The 12,009-nt window shown below is 43.6% G+C and carries 11 protein-coding genes and 1 tRNA gene; 2 read left to right on the top strand and 10 right to left on the bottom strand.

Annotated elements, in window-relative coordinates; translation table 11 throughout:
* Positions 1-297: 297 nt before the first annotated feature.
* The 5 genes from rplT to H8K55_RS01620 form a co-directional block, all read right to left on the bottom strand.
* Positions 298-657 (bottom strand): 50S ribosomal protein L20, encoded by a 360-nt coding sequence (gene rplT / locus H8K55_RS01640; protein ID WP_186889230.1) that lies wholly within the window; start codon positions 655-657, stop codon positions 298-300.
* A 28-nt stretch (positions 658-685) separates the two neighbouring features.
* Entirely contained in the window at positions 686-883 is a 198-nt protein-coding gene (gene rpmI, locus H8K55_RS01635) for a 50S ribosomal protein L35 (protein WP_038493025.1), read from the bottom strand.
* A gap of 315 nt (positions 884-1,198) precedes the next feature.
* Entirely contained in the window at positions 1,199-1,735 is a 537-nt protein-coding gene (gene infC / locus H8K55_RS01630) for a translation initiation factor IF-3 (RefSeq protein WP_186889229.1), read from the bottom strand.
* 44 nt (positions 1,736-1,779) lie between these two features.
* Positions 1,780-3,687, bottom strand: a complete 1,908-nt coding sequence (thrS, locus tag H8K55_RS01625; protein ID WP_186940263.1) for a threonine--tRNA ligase — start codon at positions 3,685-3,687, stop codon at positions 1,780-1,782.
* Positions 3,688-3,908: 221 nt separating this feature from the next.
* Positions 3,909-3,985, bottom strand: a tRNA-Val gene (locus H8K55_RS01620).
* 230 nt (positions 3,986-4,215) lie between these two features.
* Here H8K55_RS01620 and H8K55_RS01615 point away from each other — a divergent pair.
* Positions 4,216-5,166 carry a cation diffusion facilitator family transporter gene (locus H8K55_RS01615; RefSeq protein ID WP_186940262.1) on the top strand — a complete coding sequence of 317 codons (951 nt, stop codon included), beginning with the start codon at positions 4,216-4,218 and terminating at the stop codon, positions 5,164-5,166.
* Between the two features lie 49 nt (positions 5,167-5,215).
* Here the strand turns inward: H8K55_RS01615 and H8K55_RS01610 are convergent, their stop codons facing one another.
* Positions 5,216-6,013, bottom strand: a complete 798-nt coding sequence (locus H8K55_RS01610) for a spermine/spermidine synthase domain-containing protein (protein WP_186940261.1) — start codon at positions 6,011-6,013, stop codon at positions 5,216-5,218.
* Positions 6,014-6,021: 8 nt separating this feature from the next.
* On the bottom strand, positions 6,022-6,573 hold the full coding sequence (locus tag H8K55_RS01605) for a DNA-3-methyladenine glycosylase I (RefSeq protein ID WP_186940260.1): 552 nt from the start codon (positions 6,571-6,573) through the stop codon (positions 6,022-6,024).
* Between the two features lie 271 nt (positions 6,574-6,844).
* Between H8K55_RS01605 and H8K55_RS01600 the strand changes: the two genes are divergently transcribed.
* Positions 6,845-8,302, top strand: coding sequence for a S41 family peptidase (locus H8K55_RS01600; RefSeq protein ID WP_186940259.1), 1,458 nt, complete (start codon positions 6,845-6,847; stop codon positions 8,300-8,302).
* 764 nt (positions 8,303-9,066) lie between these two features.
* Here H8K55_RS01600 and H8K55_RS01595 read toward each other — a convergent pair.
* The 3 genes from H8K55_RS01595 to ppnN all read right to left on the bottom strand — a co-directional run bounded on the left by H8K55_RS01595 (position 9,067) and on the right by ppnN (position 11,966).
* Positions 9,067-9,303, bottom strand: a complete 237-nt coding sequence (locus H8K55_RS01595) for a hypothetical protein (protein ID WP_329604982.1) — start codon at positions 9,301-9,303, stop codon at positions 9,067-9,069.
* 143 nt (positions 9,304-9,446) lie between these two features.
* On the bottom strand, positions 9,447-10,403 hold the full coding sequence (locus tag H8K55_RS01590; RefSeq protein ID WP_186940258.1) for a chemotaxis protein: 957 nt from the start codon (positions 10,401-10,403) through the stop codon (positions 9,447-9,449).
* A 192-nt stretch (positions 10,404-10,595) separates the two neighbouring features.
* Positions 10,596-11,966 (bottom strand): nucleotide 5'-monophosphate nucleosidase PpnN, encoded by a 1,371-nt coding sequence (gene ppnN, locus H8K55_RS01585; protein ID WP_329604981.1) that lies wholly within the window; start codon positions 11,964-11,966, stop codon positions 10,596-10,598.
* Positions 11,967-12,009: the final 43 nt, after the last annotated feature.

The raw sequence follows: 12,009 nt of genomic DNA, 5'->3' as shown, positions 1-12,009 counted from the left end.
AGAAAACCATTATCTTTCTCTGCGTACTCTGCGCCTCTGCGGTTCAAGCTTTTGACTTGTACAGCTTGAATACCGCAGTCTCGTAGGGCGGGTGCAACCCGCGCCGCCAAGCCATCGAGCACCTGAGCAGCGCGGGTTGCACCCGCCCTACAACACAAAAGACTCACACAAAATAAACTGAACGAAGATAGATTATTTTGTATAAGCCCTTCAGAAAAACAAACGGGGCACAGGATTAAACCTCTGCCCCGCTCATATTGCAGCTTCGCCTGCAGCGAAACTACAGACTATGACTAATTAAGCAGCCAAAGTCGTTTTTACTTGATTAACAATCGCAGCAAATGCTGGTTTGTCCATCACAGCCATATCGGCCAACACTTTACGGTCGAGTTCGATGTTCGCTTTTTTCAAGCCGTTCATGAACACGCTGTAAGTCAAACCATGTTGACGGGATGCAGCATTGATACGAGTAATCCACAATGCGCGGAATACACGTTTTTTGTTACGACGATCACGGTATGCATATTGACCAGCGCGCATAACTGCTTGCTTAGCAATACGGAATACCTTACTACGACGACCACGATAGCCTTTGGCTAAATCGAGAACTTTCTTATGACGGGCACGAGCGGTAACCCCACGTTTTACTCTAGGCATGATAACTCCTTAAAATAGTGAGTAGAGGTTAAGCTGTTGGCATCATGCGCATGACTGATGTTACGTCAGACGCGTTGATGTTACGGGTGCCACGCAATTGGCGTTTGTTCTTAGTGGTTTTCTTAGTCAAGATATGACGCTTGAAAGCGTGACCACTCTTAACTGTTCCACCTGGGCGTACACGAAAGCGCTTCTTTGCAGAGCTCTTTGTTTTCATTTTAGGCATAACATCTCTGTCTTTTACGACAGCTCCTTTTTATATGATGGTAGGTGGTGACAATGACGTCACTCTTGGATGCCTACTTCTCACTTAGCTTGGGCTTGAAATCGAGTTCAATGCCCTTTGTTGTAATGGTGATGCTTGCGAATCGCCATCACTACAAATTCTTTATTTTGCGCTCCAACTTCGAGATCGCAAGGTGGGTTCAGAAATTCAATTTTAGGGATGCAGTACTAGGCGTTTCCCGCAGCAATACTAAGGTATTGCGAGGACAAACAACGAAGTAATGCGCCCTACAATTGAATTTATGGGCTCACCGACTTATTTTTTCTTTTTCGGTGAAAGGATCATAACCATTTGACGTCCTTCCATCTTCGGAAACTGTTCAACCTGACCGTAAGGCTCAAGATCGAGTTTCAAACGCTCTAACATGCGCATACCAATTTCTTGATGTGCCATTTCACGTCCACGGAAACGCAAAGTAATTTTTGTCTTATCGCCGTCATCCAAGAATTTAGTCAAATTACGCAACTTAATGTTGTAATCACCATCATCTGTACCTGGACGGAATTTCACTTCCTTGACCAAAATAACCTTTTGCTTCAGCTTAGCTTCGTGCGCCTTCTTCTGCTCTTGATACTTAAATTTGCCGTAATCCATCAATCGGCAAACAGGTGGCTGCGCGGTTGGCGCGATTTCCACCAAATCTACTTCGGCCTCTTCGGCTAAGCGAAATGCTTCACTTAATTTAACAATGCCTAAAGGCTCGTTCTCAACGCCGGACAGACGCACTTCTATCGCTGTAATCTCGCCGTTGATGCGATGTGACTTATCGGTAGCTATCTTAGTTTCCTTCAAAAATTTAAATAAACAGGCTGTGCTTTTTCGCGGGCAAAAGCTGGTTAAGCCTTGGTTTCCAAGTCGTTTTTGAGGCGATCCAAGAAGGCTTCCTGAGTCATTACACCCAAGTCCAGATTACCGCGCGTACGCACAGCCACTGTATTTGCATCCCGTTCTTTATCACCGACTACGATGATATAAGGCAATTTTTGCATGGAATGTTCGCGTATTTTATAGGTAATCTTCTCATTACGCAAATCTGTATGCACTCTAAAGCCTTGTTTTTTCAGGTTTTCTGCGACAGATTTAGCATATTCGGCCTGAGATTCAGAAATATTCAAGACCGCAACTTGCACTGGAGCCAACCATGTTGGCAAAGCGCCAGCATGATTTTCAATCAAAATACCAATAAATCTTTCCATAGAACCAACAATTGCTCTATGCAACATGACTGGCACTTTGCGCGAATTATCATCTGATACATATTCTGCGCTCAAACGACCTGGCATCGAGAAATCGACCTGCATGGTACCGACTTGCCATGGACGACCCAGACTGTCTTTCAAATGGTATTCAATTTTCGGACCGTAGAAAGCACCCTCACCTGGCAACTCTTCCCAAGTCATGCCGCAATTACGCAAAGCAGCGCGCAAAGTATCTTCAGCCTTATCCCAAATTTCTTCAGAGCCGATACGATTTTCAGGACGCAAGGCCAACTTAATTTGAATATTTTCAAAGCCAAAATCGTCATACACCTTCATCGCTTGCGGATGGAAGGCCATCACTTCATCTTGAATCTGATCTTCGGTACAGAAAATATGACCATCATCTTGGGTAAAACCGCGCACACGCATAATGCCATGCAAAGCACCAGATGGTTCGTTGCGATGGCATTGACCGAATTCACCGTAGCGCAACGGCAATTCACGATAACTGCGCATATTTGAATTAAAAATCTGCACATGACCCGGGCAATTCATCGGTTTTAATGCGTAGTTGCGATTTTCAGATTCTGTACTGAACATGTTCTCGCGATAGTTTTCCCAGTGGCCAGTTTTTTCCCACAAAGTACGATCCAAAATCTGCGGCGCTTTCACTTCTTGATAGCCACAATCTTGATACACCTTTCGCATGTATTGCTCAACTTGCTGCCAGATTGTCCAGCCCTTTGGATGCCAGAAAATCAAACCTGGCGCTTCGTCTTGAAAGTGGAACAAATCTAGAGTTTTGCCTAATTTACGATGATCGCGTTTTTCTGCCTCTTCCAACATATGCAGGTATTGCTCTTGATCTTCTTTCTTCGCAAATGCGGTACCGTACACACGTTGCAGCATTTCGTTTTTAGAGTCACCGCGCCAATAAGCTCCAGCCAATTTCATCAACTTAAATACTTTAAGTTTGCCAGTCGACGGAACGTGAGGGCCGCGGCACAAATCCGTGAAATTACCTTCTGTGTAAAGAGAGACATCCTGATCCGCAGGAATCGATTCTATGATTTCAGCTTTGTAAGCTTCACCGATAGACTTAAAGTAAGCAACAGCCTCATCACGCGGCAAGACTTTGCGCGTGACTGGCTCATCCTTCTTCGCCAATTCCGTCATTTTCTTTTCAATTGCCACCAGATCATCCGGTGTAAATGGGCGTTTGTAAGAAAAATCGTAGTAGAAACCATTTTCAATCACAGGGCCAATAGTGACTTGCGCCTCAGGAAACAATTCCTTGACTGCGTACGCCAATAAATGCGCAGTCGAATGTCGAATGACTTCCAATCCATCAGCATCTTTATCCGTAACGATCGCCAAATCAGCATCCACTTCAATCAGATGTGAGGTATCGACCAACTTGCCATTGACCTTACCGGCCAGCGCAGCTTTCGCTAAACCCGTACCGATACTGGCAGCAACTTGTGCCACTGTGACAGCGGACTCGAATTGTCGTTGCGAACCATCGGGCAATCGAATTGAAATCATATTCATCTCCATACGGGCCTAAGCCAAAAAATTACAAGTTTAAAATTGGAACAAATCTTTAGACGAAAAAAAACGCGGACTAGCCGCGTTTTTCTGAATACCTCAAAGACGAAAAAACACCTCGACTAGCGTCGCTCACAAAGGAATGTGATCGTAGTTCGCGGTGTCATAACCATGGTACCTTTCTCGCTCTTACAAAATACTACATTTTTACTAAATTCTGGTGGGCGGTGCAGAATTCGAATCTGCGACCCCTTGGATGTCGACCAAGTATTCTAACCAGCTGAACTAACCGCCCGAAGAGCCGAGACTATAGCAAACAACTAGGCAATCGTAAAGTTCTTTTTGGTAATTTCTTGCGAAATGGCCTGTAAGCGCTATCTGCATCCATATACATAGAACTCCATACCGCACGAAATTTCGTATTGAATTTCTTGTTAAGCCGGACGTCAACACAGGTTAGTTTATGCATTCAAGTAGGCGTAAATCACTTACAATGCGAGATCAATAACATGACTTCCATTGCATATGCCTCACGACTCGCACACCCACAGCAATCTCGACAAAAGCGCCCATCTTCACGCCCATCGTCATGGTGACGCCGAACATCAGCACTATTTCGCCGACCGCAGCCAATCCATTTTGGCATGGGCATTGGGTCTGACTTTATTCTTTGCAGGTGTCGAAGTTGTTTTTGGATTCTTATCAAATTCTTTGGCGCTGATTTCTGATGCAGGCCATATGGTGACTGACTCTGCGGCGCTTGGACTAGCTCTACTCGCACAAATTATTGCAAAACGCCCGCCAACTGCCAAACATACATTTGGCTTTGGTCGATCTGAAGCATTAGCCGCATTTGTCAATGGACTCGTCATGTTAGGTGTCGTCGCATGGATTAGCTTCGAGGCTTTACAGAGACTAGCAACACCTGAGAAGGTACAGGGTGGCATGGTTATGATCGTTGCCGCAATTGGCTTAGCGATTAACATCATCGTCGCTTGGGTTTTATCTCACGATAAAGACAGTATGAATACGCGTGCAGCGCTGATACATGTGATGGGGGACCTACTGGGCTCCGTTGCGGCAATTGTTTCCGGCGGCATCATCTATTACACCGGCTGGATGCCAATTGACCCTATATTATCTATTTTCGTTTCTTTGCTCATCCTCAAATCGACCATAGGCGTGCTCAGAGAATCATTTCATTTTTTGATGAAAGGTGTACCACACCATATTGACTATGTACAAATTGGCAGTGATCTGGAAGATACACCCGGCGTCGCCTCTGTCCATGATTTGCATATTTGGGACATGTCGCCAGGTCAACCTGCACTTATTGGCCATCTAGAAATTGATGACTTGAGTGCCTGGCCACGTATTTTAGAAAGCATCAAAAAAATGCTATTGGAGAAGCATGGCATCGATCATATTACTTTGCAGGCGGAAGTGTTAAGAGATGATGAATTTGATGGGACTTGATTTGATTCACAAATGCAACCAAATTCAGCCAAATCCAATTCAAATTTATTTAATCATCCTCACGTAACATCCAGGCTTTCAATCCATTGACCCAAACTGGCGCCTGCAATTTGTAATTGACTCGTAAAATTGCAGCGCGCTGATACAAAATTTCAAAATCAATTTCTGGCGCAGCCTTAAATGCGATCGCCACCACATTGGCGTCATGCACCTCGGGCAGCCACACGACAACATCAAAAAATGCCTGCATCGCCTCTATATTTTTTTGACGTTGCACATCATTTGCAAATAAGTTGACCGTCATCATGCCTTCCGACGTCAAACAAGCTGCACATGCTTCATAAAATTCAGCACTATCCAATACCGGGCCTTCAGCCTCAGCATCATATAAGTCCACCTGAATCACATCAATTTTCCCGTGACGCGCCGGACTGCGCACGAAATCGAAGGCATCCATTTCAAGTACATGCAAGCGCTCATCATCGGCGGGCAATTTAAATTGCTCACGACACATAGCAATGACTTTTGGATTTAGATCTACCGCCGTCACTACTGCATTAGGAAAATGTCGATAGCAAAATTTCGTCAACGATGCGGCGCCCAAACCGAGTTGCACAATATGTTTAGGCACCATATTGAACAACATCCACAGATTCATTTGCTGTACATATTCAAGTTCAATTTGATCAGGAACTGCCAATCGCATCGATCCTTGAATCGGCGCACAACTTGTATCAGAATTAATCGTGCTAGCCAAATGCAAAGAGCGCACTCCCCTAAATTCGGAAACAAATACGTCGGGATGTTCGTTGATCAGTACATCTAGTTTGTTCTTCTTTTTCATCATTATGCAACTCAGGACTGTCGCCAAGCACAGTCATGTGCATGATCACTCACCATACCGATTGCTTGCATATAGGCGTAAATAATCGTGGAGCCGACAAACTTAAATCCGCGCTTCTTCAAATCCTTCGAAATTTGATCAGACAAGTCTGTTGTCACAATACGTTCACGATGATTGACTATCGGCGTTCCCTGCACATGCTGCCACAAATAGTTATCCAAACCACCTGCATCTACACACAATTGCAAGTAGGCTTTAGCATTCGAAATTGCCGCCTGAATTTTTAATCGATTCCGGATAATTCCGGCGTTTTGCATTAACTCATCTATCTTTGCTTCATCATACAAAGCAATTTTCTTGGCATCCCATGCGTCAAAAGCTTGACGATAATTCTCACGTTTATTTAGCACCGTTTCCCAGCTCAAACCTGCTTGCGCGCCTTCCAAATTGAGCATTTCAAACAAACGCAATTCATCATGACATGGCACACCCCATTCATAGTCGTGATATTCCAAGTACAAAGGATTAGCCGGGTTTGCCCACCCACAACGTTGTAGTGACATAACTGCCCCATAAAATTTAAATAAATTTATGCCAAAATAGATTGCATAGCCCGCCTTCAGTCAAATCGTCATGCAAACCTTATCTCTATTTCTTAAGATAGATTTATTTTTTAGATACGTTTATTTTTTTATTAAACAACTTAGATTATACTGCTCAGCGACTGAGCTCAAATATCAGAACAAAGAATAAAATCCCGTCGTACCAATATCGAACGTCGACAGAATCATCTAAATGAATTCGAACGGGACAATAACAACTGAGGTAAAAAAAATGCTTAACAAATTCTCAAACACAACAACCGCACTTACGTGCATTCTATTGTCGCTATCATTAAGTAGCTGTGGTGGCGGTGGGAATTCGAATACTAGTTTAAAGCTGTGCGGAAATGGCACTGGCGTTTGCTCAGTCGGCACAACAGATAACACTAATACTGGAAACAACAATTCAAGTGGCAGCAATTCGGAAATTGGTCTACCAGGTGTATATGCGAATATTTGCACTCCAAGTGTAGAGAAGTCCTGGGTTAGAGCACATTTAAATGACGTCTACCTTTGGTACAAGCTAATTGTCGATGTACCAGCGGCCAATTACAACACACCACAAAGTTACTTTGACGCCCTACTAGTCAAACAAAATGACCGTTTTAGTTTTACTGCGGACAAAGATGAAATAGATGGCTATTTCGAAGCCGGCGAAGATGTAGGATTCGGCTATAAGCTCGTCAATCAAAACAATCAATTACGCGTCGCCTATGTACAGCCTGGATCACCCGCCGATTTGCAACAAATTAAACGCGGCGCGCAAATCATAGGTTTAAACGGCACACCCATTGGACAAGTCAGTTACGACAACCAAATCGCAGCACTTTATCCAAGCAGTTCGCAAACCACGACTCGCTTTGAAATCAAAGATGTCGGTGCCAGCACAACCCGCAGTGTGGACTTAAAAGCTACCACCGTAATCACAAAGCCAGTGCTGCAAAACAAAATCATCACCACGACAGACAACCGTCGTTTAGGCTACTTGGTTTTCACTGACCATATTGCGACTGCATCAGACCCTTTAGTCAACAGTCTGCGCGAATTTAAAGAGCAAGGGATTAATGATCTCGTATTGGATGTCCGCTATAACGGTGGCGGTTATATTTATATCGCCAACGAGGTAGCTTCTATGATTGCCGGCACTAAGGCACAAGGCCATGTTTTTGAACAATTGCAATACAACGATAAACATGCCGACTGGACCGCGCAGAGTAAATTCATGTTCACCGATAAATCACGCTCCGGCATGGTCTTACCACAACTCAATTTGACACGTGTGTTCGTGTTAACCAGTGCACGCACTTGCTCCGCGAGTGAATCTATCATCAACGGATTATCCCCATTCGTACAAGTCATTACGATAGGCGGCACAACTTGCGGCAAACCTTACGGTTTTAGTCAAACTGACAATTGCAATACAGCGTATTTCGCGATTGAATTTGATGGCGTCAACAATGCTGGCAACGGCGGTTATGTGAATGGATTTGCCCCGACCTGCCCAGCCACAGACGACCTTGAACATGATTTAGGCTCACTCAGCGAACGCCTGCTTGCAAGTGCTGCGACTTACAGCAAATCTGGTATTTGTGGTCCTAGTGGTTACACCCCGCCACCCGCAGTGATTGGCAGCTCGACTATTGCAGATCGTGAGCCTCATGCATGGCGAAATAATCGAATTCGCAAGTAGTTATTTGGCATCACGGAGAACACAATCTCTCGCATTTGCAAAGACTGAGGTCAAGAAGATTTCTCAATGTGAAATCTTCTGATATCTCGATCAATAATTAAAAGCCTAAATAGTGTAACTCACAAATATCGCTTCAAATTTATGTGAGTTAATTTGGCTGGATAATGTTAAACCCAATTGTGCTCTTTTGGTGGCGAAATTTTTGCAAGAACCTCCTCCCATAGAAGGAATTTATCTGAAAATTTATTCAATCTGTTAATGGGAGTTTTTTCTTGGAAGGAACTTTGAGGCTGACCACATTTGAAGCAATACTGCCATTCTGTCAGCGAACTCCACCAATGTTGATCATTAAGATCTAACGTGAAATAAAACTCATCTAGTTATAGACACGAAGACCACTCTACTTTGTCACTAAAGTATGGAAATCCAGACTTCAATGACAAAAATTTCGATGCCATTCAAGTAAATTCAGTTATTTCAGGAAATTTGTGTAGCGAACAAAATTCGAGCTTGAGATCCTTTCAAATTCATTCGATAGCAAATAGCATTTTTTTCGAATACAGTGACAAAAAAATCATCTTTTCAATGATGAATCTCGAGAAGTAACACCTACTCACATTCAAATGGGAGCATTCTTATATACTAGAGTGCTCTTCATTTCCCCACACTACCTTACATTCATTCATCTAGACACCGTGACTTCGTGTAGTTCGGCTCTTTATACAAAAATATTAGACTTTTTTTCGACTACATTTTCCGACACATTATTTTCGATAAATTTCAGGGCGAGATTTGTTTCGAGTTTCATACACGATTTTCGCATCTTTCATCGCCCGGTCTAATGTTCGCATTTCTTCGTGATCATCGTGTTGACTGAAGTAATCTGCGGCCTGTGCTCGCATCACGTATTTAATCGCGGCTTCATCATTAAGTTTGTACATCTCAGTCAAAAGGGTTGTGACTTCGTCCAAATATTCTTCGTAGGTCATGAACTTTTCCATCGCTTTATTCCTTTTAACGCTGTGTAAATGAGTGAGGGCTGAATCTTACTCTGATTTGAAGTAATTCTTTGAATTCACCATAAAAAAACGCCGATAACAGCAATCTGCTGTATCAGCGTTTTCAATCACATATTCAATCTGAATTAATGCGTAATTACCTCGCGGATAGTTGCCGCTAGCTCTTCCGCAACAAATTTAGCAACATAAGCATCGGCACCAACACTGCGTACATGATCTTCATTCGTCGTGCCAGATAAGGAAGAATGGATAATCACAGGCAAGCCTTTAAATCGATCATCTTGTTTAATGTTACGCGTAAGAGTAAAACCGTCCATTTCTGGCATTTCCAAATCCGTCAACATCAATGCCACTTTATCTCGCAAAGTCTTACCTTCTGTAAGGGCAGTAGCATTTAATGCCTGTAATTTATCCCAAGCTTCTTTACCGGTTTTGCACATGATGTATGGCGCGCCGATTGCATCAAGCGCTTGGCCAATCAATGCCCGCGCAATAGCTGAATCATCCGCCGCCAAAATAACTGCGCCAGGTTTAATCTTCAACTTAGCACCAATGGTTTCTGAATCAACATCTTTGTTGCCACTCGGTGCAATTTGACGCAAAATTTGTTCGACATCCAATACTTGCGCCAGCCTTGTATCTTCTGCATCACCATCTAAACGAGCAATACTAGTGACCATGCCGCCTGCTGCACTAGATTCAGCAGAGAGAACCTGACTCCAGTCTAAGCGCACTATTTCCTCAACCGACTCTACAGCAAACCCCTGTGTGGAACGCGCAAATTCGGTCACCAACATGATATTTAATCCGGTGACAGGCGTACGGCCAACCACGGATGGCAAATCGATTACTGGAATAATTTGCCCACGCAAATTCACAACGCCCAAGTTATGCGGCAAAGCTCCCGCAACTGCGGTAATCTCAGGCATCGCAACAATTTCACGCACTTTAAACACGTTAATGCCAAATAATTCTGAGCGTTGATTGACTGCATCATTACCTAATCTGAACAACAACAATTCAAATTTATTTGAACTGATCAAGTTGGTACGTTCATCAACCTCATGTTGTACAGTACTCATGTTTATCACCTTTTTATTTATGTCGCTACACGTGAATCTTAAGTCATACGCTCTTCTTATTATGCTACTTTTTTCCCAATAAACACTAATTTCCTATCTGAAATATTTGATTTTTTTTCAGAAGCAACAAAATTGCTCGCCGAGATTGTGGGCGCCTGAAAGAATCGCCCACCTTCACCAATTAAGTGTTTTTCATTTAATAACTTTATAGCAGGGAATATACGCTTTTCCAGGCAGTTTCATGCGTGTCTGCTGAACAAATGAATTCAACAAGACGTCCATTGCGTGCATGATGTCTGGATCGCCGCAAATTTCAAAGTGACCAAATTGCTCGATAGCGCGGATACCCTGATCTTTAACATTGCCGGCAACGACACCAGAAAATGCTCGTCGCAAATTAGCTGCCAACAAATGCGCAGGCTGATTCTTATGTAATGCTAAGCCACGCATATTGGCATGTGTTGGTGCAAAAGGATGTTGAAATTCACGGTCAATTTTTAATAACCAGTTGTAATAATACGCATCACCATGCAACTTCCGATAGGCTCGTACGGTTTTGATACCTGCTTGCACTTCACGTGCAACTGCCACCGGATCGTCAATAATAATCTTATATTTACTCTGCGCTTCAGCACCCAAAGTAGTCGCGATGAATTGATCTATTTGCTGGAAATATTCTTCTGCTGAAGCAGGCCCCGTGAAGATCACCGGAAATGGCAATTGCGCATTATCAGGATGCAGTAAGATACCGAGTAAATACAGGATCTCTTCAGCAGTACCAGCGCCGCCAGGGAATACAACGATTGCATGTGCCATGCGGACGAAGGCTTCAAGGCGCTTCTCAATATCCGGCAAAATAACCAAGTCATTGACGATAGGATTCGGAGCTTCAGCGGCGATGATTCCTGGTTCGGAAACCCCAAGATATCGACCATTTTCTATCCTCTGCTTAGCATGGCCTATCGTTGCCCCTTTCATTGGCCCTTTCATTGCACCAGGACCACAGCCAGTACAAATATCCATCGCTCTTAAGCCGAGATGATACCCAACTAGCTTCGTATAATCATATTCATGCCCTGAAATCGAGTGACCGCCCCAGCATACGACTAAATTTGGACTAATCTGCGGTTGCAATAAGTTGGCGTTGCGCAGTATATGAAAAACCGCATCGGTCACGCCTTCAGTGGTCTCCAAATCAATATGGGCATTCTTTAAAATCTCGCCATCAATAAATAAAATATCGCGTAGTACCGCAAATAAATGTTCTTGAATACCTTTGATCATCACGCCATCAACAAAAGCGCTCGCAGGTGCCGCCTTAACATCTAATTTGATGCCACGTTCACGCTGAACGATGCTGATATCAAAACTCTTATAACGCTCTAACAATTCTTTGCCATCATCCAGGCCGCTACCACAATTGAGAACCGCCAATGCACAACTACGGAACAATTGATACAAACCGCCGTGACTGGTATCCCATAATCTTGCTACTTCCGCTTTCGACAAAACCTCTAAGTGCCCATCTGGGGCAATTTGCGTATCCATTACTTCGAATTCCATAAACTATTTTCCTCACTATTGTTTTTCGTATATTCCGATATTG

This window comes from Affinundibacterium flavidum (genome assembly GCF_014284175.1).
GTDB classification, from domain to species: domain Bacteria; phylum Pseudomonadota; class Gammaproteobacteria; order Burkholderiales; family Burkholderiaceae_D; genus Undibacterium; species Undibacterium flavidum.
This window is presented reverse-complemented; position numbering and strand designations above follow the sequence as displayed.